This is a genomic window from Stenotrophomonas sp. YJH_SMC_32 (assembly GCF_059369975.1).
In genome coordinates this window covers 231266-247740 of sequence record NZ_JCAFTE010000001.1, presented here as the reverse complement: position 1 = coordinate 247740, position 16475 = coordinate 231266, and the positions used below count along the sequence as shown (strand labels likewise).

Sequence of the window (16475 nt, the reverse complement as noted above, 5' to 3'; positions counted from 1 at the left end):
ATGCGGGCCCGCCTTCTGGGGGCTTACCGCAGCCAGTATCCCAACCCGCTTCGGTTCCACACCGGCCAGATCGTCGAAGTAGGTGTACGTGACGAGGAATGGCCGGCGTTTGCCTGGGTACGCACCAACGATGGGCGCGCTGGATGGGCGCCCATCGCCTGGTTGCAGCTGCTGGACGAGGGTCGCGCCGAAGCCCTGTGCGACTACGACGCCCGCGAGCTGGATGTGGAAAGCGGCGAGATGGTGAAGCTTCATCACGAACACGGCGGGTGGTGGTGGTCCGAGCGCGCCAATGGCGCGACGGGTTGGCTGCCGGCCCGCGAACTGGAACTGCTGGAAGAGAACTGCAAATGAGCCAGACCAAGAACTTCAACCTGCCCGACCTGGGCGAAGGCCTGCCGGACGCGACCATCGTCGAGTGGTTCGTCAAGGAAGGCGATGTGATCAAGCTGGACGAGCCGCTGGTGTCGATGGAGACCGCCAAGGCCGTGGTGGAAGTGCCCTCGCCGTTCTCCGGCAAGGTGCTGAAGCTGTCCGGCGCTGCCGGCGACATCATCCCGACCGGTTCGGTGCTGGCCAGCTTCGAACTGGACCCGAACCTGCCGCAGCGCGCCGATGGCCAGGACACCGGCCACAGCCATGGTCACGCCGCACCGGCGGCGCCGGCTGCCGCACCGGCGGCGCCGGCTGCCGCACCGACCCCGCCGCCGCTGCCGGCTGCGGCCGCTCCGGTTGCCGCCGAGGACGCCAAGCCCGCCGCAGCCGAGCGCGATGACGCCGGTACCGTGGTCGGCGCGATGCAGAGCTCCAATGCCGTGCACGCCGAGCAGGCGCTGGCCGTCGGTGGCGTCAAGGCCGTGCCGGCCGTGCGTGCGATGGCGCGCAAGCTGGGCGTGGACCTGAGCCGCGTGGCCGCTACCGGCACCGATGGCGCGGTGACCATGGCCGACGTCAAGCAGGCCGCCGCCAACGGCACCGCCAAACTCGGCGCCGCCCCGGCACCGGTTGCCGCCGCGTATGCCGCGCCGGCCCCGGGGCAGGTACCTGCCCCGGTGCAGAGCGAAGCCCGCACTCCGCTGTCCGCCGCCGGCAAGCCGATGCGCACCCAGCCGCCGGGCGTGGTCGCCAAGGGCCAGCCGGAACCGCTGAAGGGCGTGCGCCGCAACATGGCCCGCGTCATGGCCGACGCGCACAGCAAGGTCGTGCCGACCACGCTGAACGACGACGCCGACATCCACGCCTGGCTGCCGGGCAACGACGTCACCGCCCGCCTGGTTCGCGCCATCGTCGTTGCCGCACAGAAGGTGCCGGCCATGAACGCCTGGTTCGACGGTGAAGCGCTGACCCGCACCCTGCACGCCCAGGTGGACATCGGCATCGCCGTGGACACCGACGACGGCCTGTTCGTGCCGGCCCTGCGCAATGCCGACATGCTCGATGCACGCGGCATCCGCGAAGGCGTCAATCGCCTGCGCGAGCAGGTGGAATCGCGTTCGATCGCCGCCTCGGAACTGAGCGGCTACACCATCTCGCTGTCCAACTTCGGCATGTTCGCCGGCCGCTACGCGACCCCGGTCGTGGTGCCGCCGTGCGTGGCCATCGTCGGTGCCGGCCGTGCCCGCCACCAGATGACCCCGGTGATGGGCGGCGTGGAAGCGCACAAGGTAATCCCGCTGTCGGTCACCTTCGACCACCGCGCGGCTACGGGTGGTGAAGCCGCCCGCTTCCTGCGCGCGATGATGGACGACCTGGCGCTGGCCAGCTGATCGGCCACCTGACCGGTAGGTGCCAACCGTTGGTTGGCACATGAACTGGAAAAACGCCGGGCACAGCCCGGCGTTTTTTTGTGCCCGCTCCGTCGCGCTCCATCCACGCATGGCGGGGATCTACTGGGCTATCCGACCGTCGGTTGAAAGCCCAACGGAGCATTTTGAGAATAGTTGCATGGATTCCCAAGAGCAGCTCAATAGCATTGAACCTCTCTGCAGACGTCGAACTTCCGTGATTGAGACACCACCCACACTCGAAGAATTCATGAAGGCGGGCAATGATTTTTCCGCGCCTCTCCATTCTTCCTACGGTTGACGAGGGATGAGGATCCGTCAGACACGAACTGGGTCCTTGGCATCATCTTCCTGCGCTGGCTCGCCCGAAATCACGCTTTCCTTGACGCATCGGTCGGCTCTACGGTGGCAGCCGCCCCCTCGCCAGCAGATGCCTTGGCATGCATCGAAGGCGCCTTCCAGGACGAAATCCCCGGCGCTGCGTTCGACCCGGAATTGCTGGAGTTCACCGTTCGCTACTTCTGCATGGCCGCTCCCTACTTTTCGGACTTCTTCTCGTTGTTCCCCGAAGACGCCATGCCTTCTCCGGACGCCATGTGGGACAAACAGGAGCAGGTGTACGCAATTATCGACGCCCGCCTGCGGTCATGGCGCAACGGCGAGCCAATCGTCCGCGCGGTCATCCCCAATGCTGATCAACAAGGACATGCCAAACCGGCTACGCCGCTGGATGCTGACGTCTGGATCTCAACGCTGGCAACGCTATCGGATGCTGCGGTCACTCACGAAGCTTGCTGTGCATACGCCGACCACTTCTACAGGACTCTGACGAAACCAGCGTCAGTAGAAGTCATCCTGGCGGTCATGAGGGAGTTCCTTCGGAACCCGCCACATGATGCGTCGATCATGAGCTCAGCTGAGAACTTCCTGTCGGATATTCCGTTCTCCCGCTACATCAAAGCCTACTCCATCCTCGCGCCTGACCTCTTGGACGTCTCTTCAGATGCCGCGCTCAATCTCTTCAATTATCCAGGTTGTGAATTGACGCCACGTCAGGTCCGGCAGTTCATCAAGGAGCTCAGGCGGTGCAACCCCGAGCGCGATGTGGTCGGAGAACTGGCCCAGCTGGCCATTGCATGGAATTCGGAAGACGACGAGACATTTTCAATCGTCATCGAAGCCGCACAGAAGCATGGCTAGGTCCAGGAGCCGGAACATACCGGCTCCCTCCCTGAATCAATCGCGCGCGACCAAGCCCTCGGCGCGGCTGTACACGCGCAGGCGGTGCCCATCCGGATCGGCACCGACGAAGGTGTGGCCGAACTCCAGCGTCACCGGCGCCTGCAGGATCTGCACGCCGAGTGCGCGCCACGCATCGTGCATCTGCTGCACAGCCTCCGGGTTGGCCACCACCATCGCCAGTTCCGCGGCGCCGGCCTGCGCGGACACCGGCGGCTGCACGTCATCGCGCTGCCACAGGCCGAGTGCGGCGCCATCGCCGAGCAGGAACAGGGCAAAGCCGGGCGACTGCTCGACCGGTGGTTTGCCGAGAATGCCGCTGTAGAACGTGGCGCTGGTGGCGACGTCGCGCACGTACTGCAGCAGGGTGCTGGGTATGAACATGGGGAACCTCCGTTGTTGGGAGCGTTCATGGTGGAACACGCCTGCTGACATACTCTGTCAGTAGATCAAGCGGATGAAATCGATCGGGTAGAGCCGATCGTCGTTCGAACATCTCGCGTATTTCGGGCACTTCCGCCATCGGATGCAAAAACAGGCGACCCGCTGTGATCTCGCGATATATCGCAAAGCCAAGTCATGATGGGAGCTGTCGTCGGCGATGAACCTTCGCTCGGACCAATCAAAGGGAGACGCAGTTACCAGTTGCAACAGACAGAAGTTATTTAGAGTCAAATGCAGATGGAACGCCACTTCACGTAATACACATGAAAAGGAAAGTTCATGACCACAATACGCAGTTATCTCCCGTTGTTGGCAGCCATCCTCACCGCCTCTCCCGCCCTTGCGGACGACGCCCCCAAGGATGTAGCAATACAGCACTACGCGGAAACCATGCACATAGGCACGTTCGAAGCCGCGCAACGAATGGATGCGGAACGGGCCGCAGGTAAACTCAGCGCACGGCTTCAGAGGGAGAAGCCGGAGACGTTCGCCGGCCTTTACATCGAGCACTCCCCTGAATTCAGGATCGTGGTGAGGTTCACCGGCGATGCCTCACGCCAACTTTCTGCTTACACCAAGGACCGCCTCTACGTCGCAGAAACCGCGCCACGTTCTCTCGAGCTTCTCCGCGCCACCCAAGAGGAGGTGTCCGATCAGCTCGTCAAGGCCGGCATTGAGTTTGCAGCCACGGTAAACACGAAGATCTCTATCGTAGAGGTATATGTACGTGATCCCGATGCCGTACGCGCCAGACTTTCCAAACTTCTCTCTGTCGCCGACTTCATCCACATAAAAGAGACCACAGGTTTCATAGAGCCAACAAACACCGTAGCGGGCGGGCGGCGACTGGAGGCTACCAGCAGCAGCTCTGCACAGCCGGCTTCAACGTGGTCGAAACTGCAACTCGCGAACTAGGCTTGGCCACTGCCGGTCACTGTGACAATGACAATTATCAGCGCAATCCAACCGCTCGCATTCTGTTCAAGAGTGAACGCAACAAAGGATCTTACGACGTTCAGTGGGGTGCACAGCAGCGTGGCGGCGTCATCTTCTCCCAGTCGAACGAAATCATTGTCGATGGGGAAAAACTGACGATAACCGATGAGGCATCACTTGCCGACATGACACCAGGCACAACGGTCTGCAAGTTCGGCGTAACGACCGGTCGCACATGCGGATCCATCAAAGACGCAGAGTTCGCAGCCAACTGGAATGGGGAAGCCGGCACCTACGTCCAAGTCGTCAGCCTTGATGGAACCGTGATGAACAAAGGCGGCGATAGTGGTGGCCCCGTCTATGCCGGCAACTCGGCCTACGGCCTTGTTCATGGCAGGGGAAACGACGGCTCTCCTTGGGCGAATGACCTTTTCTTCATGCCCATAGAGAGGATGTCCACCCTGGGCGTGGCTACCTTGACGAAGCCATTTCAGCTGGACAGCGTTCCGAACGTGTCTGGAACAGGCGCCAGTGTTACTGCCACGATGAACTTCAGTGGGTATCCGAGGTTTCCGGTATGTATCAACCTCGAGATCTTGACTTGTCCTGCCGGATGGATCTGCAGCGGTGGCCGCGCCAAAGTCGACAGGAACATCCCATCCCCCATCACCTTCACTTGGGGTTGTACACCAAGTAAACCTGGTGAACCTCAAGTTTCGAGAGTCAGGACATTCTTGGAAGATGCGTCGGGCCTCGTAACCCAGGCCATAGAGTCGACGATTACCTGTACCCCCCCGGCCTCCCCCGGCACATAGCCCACCAGCTGTGTAAGCCCACCGCGTTGACGCACAGCGCCATTCCTCGATGTGGTTACGAGCGGTCCAACCAGTCCGGCGCGATGCCCTGCGCCTTCTGCCAGCGCCGCAGCAGCGTGGCGCGCGGCACGAGGTAGCGATCCTCCAGCACGCGCACCTGGCGGATGCGGTCCAGGCGGAAATGGCGGAAGTCCTCGCGGCCTTCGCACCACGCCGCCAGCATCGGCACTTCATCGAAGTAGCCCAGCGCGAACGGCCAGACAATGCGCTCGGTACGTTGGCCCTGCGCATCCTGGTAGCCGAACTGCAGGCGTTGTTGCGCGCTCACCGCTTCGCGCACAGCCTGCAGGCGTGCAGCAGGTACCTTGGCCGCAGCGCGCGAAGGGCCAACGCGCAGGCCGCTATCACGCAAGGCTTCCCGGCGTGCTGCGGGCAGCACATGCGCGATACGCGCCAAAGCATCACGCGCGGCCTCAGCCAGCGCCGGCTCGGTGCGGGCCGCAACCCAGCGCAGGCCAAGCACCAGTGCATCGATCTCGGCGGGCGGCAGGGTCATCGGCGGTAGGGTATCGCTCGGCGCCAGCTGGTAGCCGACGCCGGCCTCACCACGCAGGTCGGCGCCCTGCTCGCGCAGCGTTTCGATATCGCGGTACAGCGTGCGCAGGCTGATGCCCAGCGCTTCGGCCAGCGCCTGCCCGGCCACCGGCCGTCGATGACGGCGCAGCAGCTGCAGCAGCTGGGTCAGGCGCAGCGCTCGCGACATCAGCCGACCAGCGTGCTCGACGCCACCACGTGCTCGCCCGGCTGCGGGGCCAACGCAGCCTCGACCAGCGCCCTGGCAATCTCTGTGGCCGGATTGATCCGCCACGCACGCGGCAACACCGGCCCCAAAGCACCCAGCACCGTCAGTGCCAGGCGTTCGCCGCGACGCACCTCGTTGCGCTCGCCCCCGATCAGCCCTGGGCGGACCAGGGTCAACGAGTTGAATCCCAGCGCGCGCAGGTCACGCTCCAGCTCGCCCTTCACCCGGCTGTAGAAGATCGACGACTGCGGGTTGGCGCCGGCGGCGGAATTCAGCACGTAGGCCTGCGCACCCTGTGCCTGTGCCAGGCGGGCGAACGCCAGCGGGTAGTCATGGTCGATGCGATGAAAGGCCTCGCGGCTGCCGGCCTGGGCGATGGTGCTGCCCAGCGCGCAGATGACCGCGTCAACGCGCGCCCATTCTGGCGAAGTGGGCAACGCGTCGAATGCCAGCACCGGGTTCTCCAGCTTCCCGTGAGTCAACGCCAGCGGGCGGCGGGTCGGGGCAACCACGGCGCTGCAGCGCGGGTCGTCCAGCAGCCTGCGCAGGGTCAGCCCGCCGACCAGGCCGGTCGCCCCCAGCAACATCACGCGCATCACCACCTCCACTGCGGCATCCTGTCGCCCATCCTAGCCGTTCAAGCCCTCGGCGGCCGCGCCGATATGCTGGAACCAGTCCCTGCCAGCCCCAGGATTCGCTCCATGACGGACCAGCCCGACCACCGCCCTGCCCCCGGTACCGCCCTTGGGCCGCCGGCACGCGTGCGCGCGGTGGTGGACGATGGGCGGGGTGACCGCGTAGTGCTGCAGGGCGGCGGTGGCGTGGCGCTGCAGCAGCTGTTCGCAGGCGCCGATGCGCCGGAACCGCTGCTGGCGGCGTTCGCCAACGGCATGGCCACCCTGCCCGGCGAACTGGGCGACATGGGCGACCGCCTGCAGTCCGCACAGGCCAGCGCCGATTGGCCGCGCTATGGGCGCGCGATGCGGCAGCTGATCGACAAGTACATCCGCACCATCGAGCAGCATTCGCCGGACGGGCAGCCGGAAAGCCTGCGCCTGTCCGAGCAGCTGCGGCTGCTGCTGGGCGGTGCGGTGGTGGCCCTGCTGCAGCATGACCCGGACCTGCGCGAGCAAGCGCAGGCGCTGGCCCTGCGCCTGCGCCAATGGCAGCCGGGCACAGCCCTGGAACCCATCGAACAGGGCGTGCGCGAACTTGGCCACCAGGTCGGCGTGCGTGCCGAAAGCTGGCAGGAGCAGCAGGCGCTGCTGCTGGAGCTGTTCGCGCTGCTGCTGGAGAACGTCAGCGAGCTGCTGGATGACCGCAGCTGGCTGCAGGGCCAGATCGCGGCGGTACGCCAGTTGCTGGACGGTCCGTTGGAAGCGGAAGCGGTTGAGCGCACCCGGGCCGAACTGCGCGAAGTGATCTACAAGCAGGGACTGCTGCGCCAGGGCATCGACGATTCGAAGGCGGCGATGCGCGGGTTGATGGGCGAGTTCATCGAGCGCATGGATGGCATGGCCACCAGCACCGGTGAGTACCACGACCGCATCGGCAGCTACGCGCTGCAGCTGCGTGAGGCGCGCAGCATCGCCGACCTCAACCAGCTGCTGCAGGAGGTGATGCGCGACACCGGCAAGGTGCAGCAGCAGGCCGCGCAGGCCCGCGATCATCTGGCCAATGCGCGGCAGGAAGTGGAGCGCGCAGAGCAGCGCATTGCCGAGCTGGAGCAGGAACTGCGCGCCGCTGGTGACCTGGCACGCATCGATCCACTGACCCAGGCGCTGAACCGCCGTGGCCTGGACGAACTGCTGGAGCGCGAGCTGGCCCGCGCCGCACGCAACAACTCACCCCTGGGCGTGGCCGTGATCGACCTGGATGATTTCCACCAGACCAATGACGCGCATGGGCATGCCGGTGGCGATGCGCTGCTGCAGCACCTGGTGGCCGTGTGCAAGCTGCTGCTGCGCGCCACCGACGGTATCGCACGGCTGGGCGGCGACGAGTTCGTGCTGGTGCTGCCGGAAACCCAGGGCGCCGACAGCATGGCCACCGTGCAGCGCCTGCAACGTTCACTGGCGCACCGCGTGCTGACCGTGCAGGACCGACGCGTGCCGGTACATTTCAGCGCCGGGCTGGCGCAATGGCAGCCCGGCGACGATACCGAGACCCTGCTGCGGCGCGCCGATGACGCGCTGTATGCGGCCAAGCGGCAGGGCAAGAACCGGGTGCAGGCGGGGTGATCGTGGAATGGGGTCAGATCCCTTTTCCAACGGGAAAAGGGATCTGACCCCGAGGGTCTACGGGCTTATTTACCGCGCAGCTTCTGCAACCCGGTCACCGCCGCCAGCACGATGGCGCCGGCGATGATGCCGACCACCATGTTGCCCACCGCGCTCACCAGCCAGCCCCACTGCCCTTCGCCGCCCAGCGCCTGCACCGCGTGGTGCAGGGCCGGCACGTTGTGCACCAGGATGCCGCCGCCGACCAGGAACATGGCGATGGTGCCGGCCACCGACAGGAACTTCATCAGCCACGGCGCCGACGCCACCAGCCCGCGACCGAAGGCGGCAATGGCACCGCCCTTGCGCGAAAGGTACAGCCCAACGTCATCGAGCTTGACGATGCCCGCCACCAGTCCGTAGACGAACACGGTCATCGCCAGCGCGACCACGCTCAGCGTGAGGATCTGGTTGGTGAACGACGCAGTGGCGACCACGCCCAGGGTGAGCACGATGATCTCGGCCGAAAGGATGAAGTCGGTGCGGATGGCGCCCTTCACCTTGTCCTTCTCCCACGCGACCATGTCCACCTGCGCGTCAGCCAGCGCCTTGCGGCGTTCGGCCTGGCGCTCGGCATCGTCGTCGGAGGAATGCAGGAAGCGGTGCGCCAGCTTCTCCACGCCTTCGAAGCACAGGAAGGCACCGCCGATCATCATCAGCGGCACGATCAGCGGCACGTTCCAGCCGCGGCTGCGCAGCCAGGCTTCCAACGCACTGATCGCCAGGGCCGCCGGCACCAGGATCACCTTGTTGACCAGCGAGCCCTTGGCCACCGCCCACACCACTGGCAGCTCGCGGTTGGCGTTGACCCCGGTCACCTGCTGCGCGTTCAGCGCCAGGTCGTCGCCCAGCACACCGGCGGTCTTCTTCGCGGCGACCTTGGTCAGCACCGAGACATCGTCGAGCAGGGAGGCGATATCGTCGAGCAGGGCGAACAGGCTGGCACCGGCCATGGGGCGTCCAAGAGAGGGAATGCGCCGATTCTGACCGATCCGCCGGTCTCTGCGATAGCTGCGGGGTTCACCGCATGCCCACCTTCCCCCGGCGACACTGCCGAATCCGGACATTGCCGGCCAGCGGCCGGCACTACCGTCCTTGCCGCATGGGAGTTCCGCTTGAGCAATCCGCCCACCGCCAATGGCAATCCCCCGCTGGTCAAAGGCATGAACCGGCGCAGCCAGATCCTGCGCCTGCTGATGCGCTACCGCCATTCGGGCGTGTTCTCCGGCATGAACCTGGACGCCGCCAGCAACCAGGCCGACGTGCCCGCCGATGGCAACCCGGAACAGTTCGTCAGTGACCTGGAGGCCCTGGGGCCGACCTTCGTCAAGCTGGGCCAGATGCTGTCCACCCGCCCGGACATGGTGCCGGTGGAGTTCGCCACCGCCCTGGAGCGCATGCAAGAGAAGGTGGCGCCGATCCCGGTCGAGCGCATCCACGCCATCATCGAGCAGGAGCTGGGCGTGGGGGTTAGCAAGCTGTTTGCCTCGTTCGATCCCGAGCCGTTGGGTTGTGCGTCGATCGCGCAGGTACATCGCGCGGTACTGCACGATGGCCGCCAGGTGGCGGTGAAAGTGCAGAAGCCCGAGGTGGCCGCGCAGCTGCGCTCGGATCTGGAGGCGCTGCGCAGCTTTGCGCTGGCCGCCGATCACCTGACCCAGGTGGGCCGCCGCGTGCGCCTGCGCGACTGGCTCAACGAGTTCGCAAAGACCCTGATGCAGGAGCTGGACTACCACGCCGAGGCCGAGAACCTGGCACGCTTCGGACGGCATCTGCGGCCCTTCCGCCGCCTGTGGGTACCGCAGCCGATCTGGGACTACAGCAGCCAGCGCGTGCTGACCATGGAGCTCGCCACCGGCGTGCGCGTGGATGCGATCTCTGGCGTGCGCCGCACCGAGCAGGACATGGATCCGCTGGCAGCGGCGCTGATCCGCGGCTACCTGGACCAGATCTTCGTGCATGGCGAGATCCATGCCGACCCGCACCCGGGCAACCTGCGGGTGATGCCCGATGGCCGGCTGGCGATCTTCGACCTGGGCATGGTCGCGCACATGCCGCCGCGCCTGCGCGAGCGGCTGCTGAAGATCCTGTTCGCCGCCGTCGATGGCCGCGGCGAAGAAGTGGCCGACGATCTGATCAGCATCAGCACGCGGCTGGAGGCCTTCGACGAAGAGCGCTACCTGCGCGAGACCGGCCAGCTGATCGCGCGCTACGCCGCCAGTGGCAGCTTCTCCGAAGGCCGCGTGGTGCTGGACATGGTGCGCATCGCCACCGCCTGCGGCCTGCGCACGCCGCCGGAACTGAGCCTGCTGGGCAAGGCCCTGCTCAACCTGGAAACCGTGTGCCGGCTGCTGGCACCGGAGCTGGACACGCGCCGCATCGTCGAGCGCCAGCTGCAGCACGTGATGCGCGCGCGCCTGAAGAAATCCCTGTCGGCGGCCAACATCGCCAGCGAGGCGATGGAGCTGCAGCAGCTGCTGCGCGATGGGCCGCGCAAGCTGTCGGACATCATGGCGCTGCTGGCCGAGAACCGCCTGCAGATGAAGGTGACCGGGCTGGAAGAATCGCGGTTGATGGAGAACCTGCAGAAGATCGCCAACCGCGTGGCGGCCGGCATCATCAGCGCCGCGTTGATCATGGCTGCGGCAATGATGATGAAGATCGACACCGGCTGGCACCTGTTCGGCTATCCCCTGATCGCACTGATACTGCTGCTGATCGGCGTGGTGCTGGGACTGGGCATCGTCACCAGTGCATTGCTGTTCGATCGCCGCGCGCGGGCACGCGAGGAACGCGGGCACCGCTGATGCATTGGCGAAAAAGCCGCGTATTCATGCGGTTTTTAATGCAATCCAACGAAGCCTTTCACGCTCGTTTTACCTTCGCGGCGTGATCGCGCGCGCGTCATTCCAACAAACATTTCAGTCAGGTTCGTGCATGCACTATCGGGTCATCGGCCTGTCATGTGGATGTGCTTGCAGCAGCGCCGGTCGGATGGACACGCGTCGGTACGACGTCCATCACCACCACCCCGTCACTGCCGAAGCTGCCTATGCTCTGGATACTGCTGCTGTCGTTGTTGCTGCTGTGCTGGCTGTTCCTCGCGTCCGACAAGTGGGTGTGGTGGAAGGCCGGTGCATTCTCGCTGCTACTGCTGATGCTCAGCGCGTGGTGGCTGATCGACAAGCTGTCCGGGGATGGGCTCAACGCCGCCACGCTTTATCACCTCGGCGCCGACATGGAAGGCGCTGGTGTCTCCGACTTCAAGGGCTACATCGCCGGCTTCATCGTGCTGGCGCTGGTCTCGCTGCTGCCGCTGTTTGCCACGCGGGTGAAGCGCTGGCGCCGGCCCGGCCACGGTGGTGCGCTGTTCGCCGGTTTCGCGACCGTGTGGGTGGCCACGATCCTGATCAGTCCGCTGGCCCGTGACGGCCAACGCCTCTACCAGCAGCTGCGCCCGGTCGATTTCGCCCGCATCGCCCCCGAGTACCAGGTGCCGACGCAGCCGTTGCAGCGCCCGCGCAACATCGTATGGATCTACGGCGAGAGCCTGGAACGCACCTATCTGGACGAGGCCGTGTTTCCCGGCCTGATGCCCAACCTCAACCGCCTGGCATCCGAGTCGCTGGACGTACGTGGCCTGGCCTCGGCCGAAGGCAGCGGTTGGACCATCGCCGGCCTGGTGTCGTCAATGTGTGGCGTGCCGCTGACCACCTCGCAGGGCGACGAGAACAGCATGGACCGCATGGGCAGTTTCCTGCCCAAGGCGGTGTGCCTGGGCGACTACCTGAAGCAGCAGGGCTACACCAACCATTACCTGGGCGGCGCCAACGGCCAGTTCGCCGGCAAGGGCCAGTTCCTGGCCAGCCATGGCTTTGACGAAGTGCATGACCTGGCATGGTTCAAGCAGCAGAAGAAGATCGGCCGCATCCACTACTCGGCCTGGGGCGTGCACGACGACGTGCTGCTGGACACCGCCTACCAGCGCTTCGAGCAGCTCTCGCGCGCCGGTTCACCGTTCATGCTGACCACGCTGACCATGGACACCCACCACCCGGCGGGCCACCTGCCGGTGTCGTGCAAGGGCGAGCGCTACCGCAGCGGGTACGGCAACATCGGCCTGCTCAATGCACTCAAGTGCAGCGACCGCCTGATCTCACAGCTGGTCGAGCGTATCCAGGCCAGCCCGTATGGGAAGGACACGCTGATCGTGATCGCCTCCGACCACCTGGCGATGCCCAACGACCTCAGCCACGTGCTGGCCAAGCAGGAGCGCGAGAACCTGCTGCTGTTCCTCGGCGACGGCATTGCCCCGCAGCAGCTCAGTGCCGACGCTGGCACCACCCTGGATTCCGGTGCGACCCTGCTCAGCCTGCTGGACCCGAACCTGAAGACGATGGGCTTTGGCCGCTCGCTGATCGACCCGCAGCGCGCGCCCAGTGCCAGCGTGGCCGCGCGGCGCGATGATGGCCGCGACTACCCGCAGTACCTGGCCTTCGCCCGTTCGCTGTGGCTGGGCCAGCCGACCCGCGAACTGAAGATCGATGGCGATGACCAGGTGGTCGTTGGCCTGCAGCACGTGCAGCCGCCGGTGCTGCTGGAATACGACAAGGAGTGGGGCTTGAAGTCGGTGTACCTGGAAAACACCTCGCGCCAGTTCGATGATGCCAACCCGGACAACACCCTGGCCTACGTCGACCGTTGCACCGCGTTCGAGGACGGCTCGGCCGATGGTGACTGGTGCGCCCTGCTCGTCAACCGCGACAACGGCTTCAAGCTGTACCGCGACAACGACCTGCGCGGTGGCATCGCGGTGGATGCACCGCTGGATACGCTCCAGGGCCCGCGCCCGAGCGTGCGCCAGGCACACATGATCACCCAGAAGGGACGCCGTACGCGTGCCGGCCAGTACATGCTGCAACTTGTGGCGAGCACGCGCCCGGACCGCGGTTTCTGGATCGAAGCGGTGTCCTCGCAGCGCAAGGTGGTACTGGCCCAGCAGTGGGTACAGCCCGATGCCAACGGCAAGATCAACGTGTCGTTCGGGTTGGATCACGAAGTGGACGATCTGGAGATCCGCGCGTGGTTGAACCACGCCGAGAAGCTGGCGGTGGATACGTTCGCACTGGTGCCCTCGCGCAGCCGACCGCGGGGGTAGGGCTATTTGCAGGGCTGCGCCCTGCACCCGTGGTAGTGCCGGCCGCTGGCCGGCAACCTCAGAAGCAACAGCAACAGCTGGCATTCCGTGGGATGGCGGGGCGGTGTGGGTTGGCAGGACACGCCGTAAACCCGTCCATGGGGGCTCGATGGCGCCATCCATGGCGCCAACGGTCCTGCCAACCCACACCGCCCCACCTTTGACAGATTCCGTGTGCTGTTGGTGGGTGTCGACCTTGGTCGACACACTCTGTCAGTTATCGAAAATCAAAATGGGGTCAGATCCGTTTTCCTCCGGAAAACGGATCTGACCCCAAAAGCAATTCCAAAAGATCGCGGAAAACTGTCGAAGGCGGGGTGGGTCCGGTTGCGGGAGTGTCCGCGGCATGGATGCCGCGGCCAAGCCCCCATGGACGGGTTTACGGCGTCTCCCGCAACCGGACCCACCCCGCCATCCCTCAGGAAGCCAGCTTTTGCTGTTGCTGTTGAAGTTGCCGGCCAGCGGCCGGCACTACCGCGGGTGCAGGGCGCAGCCCTGCAAATAAACCCCTACTCCTGCGGATCGCGGGTGATGTGGATATCCGTCGGGGTCGACAGCGGAATGTTCCGCTCGGCCAGGATCTGCAACAGGCTGAAGTACAGGTCGCTGCGGGTGGCGTACACCTGCCGCGGGCTGGCCACGTAAGCGAAGCTGTTGATGGTGATCTGGCCACCGGCAATGCTGTCGATGTAGACCGTCGGTGCCGGCTGTTTCAGCACGTTGGTGTGCGCGGTGTACGCATCCAGCAGCGCCTGCCGCAGATTGCCGACATCCGTGCTGGGCGGCACCGCGAACTGGATCTGGATGCGGCCCTGGTTGTTGCCCATCGTCATGTTGCGCACGGTCTTGGTGACCAGCTCGGAGTTGGGCACGATCAACGTCGACTTGTCGCCCACCTGGATCTCGGTCGATCGCAGGCTGATGCGGCGGATGTCGCCCTCCTGGTCGCCCAGCTTCACCCAGTCGCCGATCTTCACCGGCCGCTCGGCCAGCAGGATCAGGCCGGAAACAAAATTCTGGGTGATCACCTGCAGGCCGAAACCGATACCCACCGACAGCGCGCTGACCAGCAATGCCAGCTTGCTCAGCTGCAGGCCCATCGCCGACAGCGCCCAGATCACCGCGATGATGATGCCCACATAGCGGGCAACGGTACTCACCGAATTGCGCGCGCCCAGATCCAGCTCGGTCTTGGGCAGGTAGGTGTCGGTCAGCCAGCGCTGTACCAGCTGGGTAACGGCCAGGCCAGCCAGCAGCACCAGCACCGCCAGCACGATGCGCACCGGCTCCAGCTTGGTTCCGCCAATGTCGAATCCAGAGGTGAACAGCGAGGAGAAGCGCTCCACCACCGCGCCGATGTTGCCGAACGGTGCCACCAGCGCCAGCAGCGCGATCAGTACGACGATGGTGCGCAACGCCGCCGACAGCAGCACGCCCGCCTGTTCCAGCCGCGATACGCTCAGGCCGGTGCTGAGCAGGATGGTCTGGCCGACCTTGCTGTCGGCGTTGAGCATCCAGGTGCTCAGGTCATCGACGAACTTGAACAGCAGGGTTGCGGCCAGCACGACGATGCTGCCGCCGATCAGCTGCTGGTTCACGAACTTGGCGAAATTCAGGTAGCCCAGCAACGTGGCAACGATGGCCGCCACCACCGCGATATTGCCCGCTACCCGGGCCAGCACCAGCCAGCTGCTGCGGCGCACGGGCGTGGTTGCCCCCACGCCATCGGCCTGTGCTTCCAGCTTGGCCTCGGCCTCGGCGGTCTGCCGGCGATGCAGGCGCGCCAGGGTCACCAGCATGGCCATGATCAGGCCGAGGTAGGTCAGGGCAATCAGGCCGTCCAACGCCACCGTGGTGACGTCGCTGGTGCGCGTAGCCTGGTCGAGGGCCACCAGCACCGTGCTCAGCCAGGCCAGCGCAGCCGCGCCCCAGGCATATTTGCGCAGCTTCAGCGCGGCGGTGTCGTCCAGGTTCAACAGCCGCCATGACGGGCGCTTGGGCACCAGCAGGCAGGCGCTGAGCGCGGCAATGAACGCCGCACGGAAGGTGGCGGTCTCCAGGCCGTCGGCCACGACCTGCAAGCGCGGCGCGATGGCATCGATCGCATCCAGCGCCGCCATCAGTACCACCACGGCATAACCGGGCAGCAGCGTGCCCACCAGCAGCAGCCACATTGCCAGGCCAGACCGGCGCAGTCGTCCATCAGGCGCGCGCTCGGACGCGGCGAACTGCCGCCCCAGCCTGCGCAGCCACAACCGCAGCGGGAACATCATCACCAGCGCGGCCAGCAGGCCCAGCAACGGCGTGCCCCAGCCATGGGTGCGGATGCCGGCCACCAGCGCGTCACGCCCCTGCTCGGCCAACGGCGCAACGCGCGCGATATCGATCGGCAGGCGCTCGGCCACCTTGCTCCACAACGCAGGCGACAGCGGCGAGGCGACCTTCTGGCCCAGTTCTTCCGTACGTTGTGCGGTGCGCTGCTGCTCGATGTCCGCCGCCAGCTGCTGTGCACGCACGGCACTGGCCTTGGCCTGCGCTACCGACGCGGCCAGGCCGTCGCGCTGCCTGGTTATGGCCCGTCGCTGCGCTGCCAGCTCCGGCGGCTCCGTGGTGCCCTCGGCAGGCGTCCCCAGCTGCGCCAGCTGCTCGTTGATGCGATCCAGCTGGGGCTGCAGTGCCTTTTCCAGTGCCTCGGCGTCACGCCGTGCCTGCGAGGCATTCTCGGACAGCATCGCCAGCGTCTCGGTGGCTTCCGCATCGCCACGTTTGCGCTCGACATCCTTCAACCGCGAATCGATGTCCGCCAGCTGTTGCTTGGGCGTGGGGTCCTCCTCCTGCGCCAGCACCGGCGCGGACAGCAGGAAGGCAGTGCACAGCAGCAGGGCCCACCAGGGCCCTCGTGCACGGATCGATCGCAGGAAAGAAGACACGCAGCCACACCGGTTCGCGCGGACCACCGCGCCTGCGCGCGACTATACG

12 protein-coding genes and 1 pseudogene are annotated in these 16475 nt (G+C 65.6%); 8 read left to right on the top strand and 5 right to left on the bottom strand.

The genetic code is table 11. The annotated features are described in order from the left end of the window. The 3 genes from AC5P7S_RS01115 (at nucleotide 1) to AC5P7S_RS01105 (ending at nucleotide 2984) form a co-directional block, all read left to right on the top strand. On the top strand, nucleotides 1-354 hold the full coding sequence (locus tag AC5P7S_RS01115) for an SH3 domain-containing protein (protein WP_005411349.1): 354 nt from the start codon (nucleotides 1-3) through the stop codon (nucleotides 352-354). Further along, nucleotides 351-1766 (top strand): dihydrolipoamide acetyltransferase family protein, encoded by a 1416-nt coding sequence (locus AC5P7S_RS01110; RefSeq protein WP_095378386.1) that lies wholly within the window; start codon nucleotides 351-353, stop codon nucleotides 1764-1766. The genes AC5P7S_RS01115 and AC5P7S_RS01110 overlap by 4 nt, the downstream gene beginning before the upstream one ends. Before the next feature lie 453 nt (nucleotides 1767-2219). Then, nucleotides 2220-2984: a hypothetical protein gene (locus tag AC5P7S_RS01105; RefSeq protein ID WP_495213589.1), complete on the top strand. Its 765-nt coding sequence runs from the start codon at nucleotides 2220-2222 to the stop codon at nucleotides 2982-2984. Nucleotides 2985-3020: 36 nt separating this feature from the next. Here AC5P7S_RS01105 and AC5P7S_RS01100 read toward each other — a convergent pair whose 3' ends face one another. After that, nucleotides 3021-3407 carry a VOC family protein gene (locus tag AC5P7S_RS01100; RefSeq protein ID WP_053497723.1) on the bottom strand — a complete coding sequence of 129 codons (387 nt, stop codon included), beginning with the start codon at nucleotides 3405-3407 and terminating at the stop codon, nucleotides 3021-3023. Between the two features lie 339 nt (nucleotides 3408-3746). On the opposite strand from AC5P7S_RS01100, the gene AC5P7S_RS01095 reads away from it, so the two are divergent. Together AC5P7S_RS01095 and AC5P7S_RS01090 are read left to right on the top strand one after the other, a co-directional pair. Continuing rightward, entirely contained in the window at nucleotides 3747-4382 is a 636-nt protein-coding gene (locus AC5P7S_RS01095) for a hypothetical protein (RefSeq protein ID WP_229766003.1), read from the top strand. Nucleotides 4383-4384: 2 nt separating this feature from the next. Then, on the top strand, nucleotides 4385-5218 hold the full coding sequence (locus AC5P7S_RS01090) for a S1 family peptidase (protein WP_242441371.1): 834 nt from the start codon (nucleotides 4385-4387) through the stop codon (nucleotides 5216-5218). 55 nt (nucleotides 5219-5273) lie between these two features. On the opposite strand, the gene AC5P7S_RS01085 is transcribed toward AC5P7S_RS01090, so the two are convergent. Then, on the bottom strand, nucleotides 5274-5981 hold the full coding sequence (locus AC5P7S_RS01085) for a helix-turn-helix transcriptional regulator (protein WP_070490182.1): 708 nt from the start codon (nucleotides 5979-5981) through the stop codon (nucleotides 5274-5276). Continuing rightward, nucleotides 5981-6616, bottom strand: a complete 636-nt coding sequence (locus tag AC5P7S_RS01080) for a Rossmann-fold NAD(P)-binding domain-containing protein (RefSeq protein WP_095378406.1) — start codon at nucleotides 6614-6616, stop codon at nucleotides 5981-5983. The genes AC5P7S_RS01085 and AC5P7S_RS01080 overlap by 1 nt, the downstream gene beginning before the upstream one ends. Nucleotides 6617-6721: 105 nt before the next feature. Between AC5P7S_RS01080 and AC5P7S_RS01075 the strand changes: the two genes are divergently transcribed. After that, on the top strand, nucleotides 6722-8260 hold the full coding sequence (locus tag AC5P7S_RS01075) for a GGDEF domain-containing protein (RefSeq protein ID WP_095378383.1): 1539 nt from the start codon (nucleotides 6722-6724) through the stop codon (nucleotides 8258-8260). Between the two features lie 65 nt (nucleotides 8261-8325). Here AC5P7S_RS01075 and AC5P7S_RS01070 read toward each other — a convergent pair whose 3' ends face one another. Then, nucleotides 8326-9252 carry a DUF808 domain-containing protein gene (locus AC5P7S_RS01070; protein WP_005419938.1) on the bottom strand — a complete coding sequence of 309 codons (927 nt, stop codon included), beginning with the start codon at nucleotides 9250-9252 and terminating at the stop codon, nucleotides 8326-8328. Nucleotides 9253-9459: 207 nt separating this feature from the next. On the opposite strand from AC5P7S_RS01070, the pseudogene AC5P7S_RS01065 reads away from it, so the two are divergent. Both AC5P7S_RS01065 and AC5P7S_RS01060 read left to right on the top strand, forming a co-directional pair. Further along, nucleotides 9460-11106: pseudogene (locus tag AC5P7S_RS01065) on the top strand (ABC1 kinase family protein); the annotation flags it as partial. Between the two features lie 245 nt (nucleotides 11107-11351). Further along, nucleotides 11352-13457, top strand: coding sequence for a phosphoglycerol transferase I (locus AC5P7S_RS01060; RefSeq protein ID WP_095378381.1), 2106 nt, complete (start codon nucleotides 11352-11354; stop codon nucleotides 13455-13457). Between the two features lie 548 nt (nucleotides 13458-14005). Here the strand turns inward: AC5P7S_RS01060 and AC5P7S_RS01055 are convergent. After that, entirely contained in the window at nucleotides 14006-16426 is a 2421-nt protein-coding gene (locus AC5P7S_RS01055; protein ID WP_005419946.1) for a DUF3772 domain-containing protein, read from the bottom strand. Nucleotides 16427-16475: the final 49 nt, after the last annotated feature.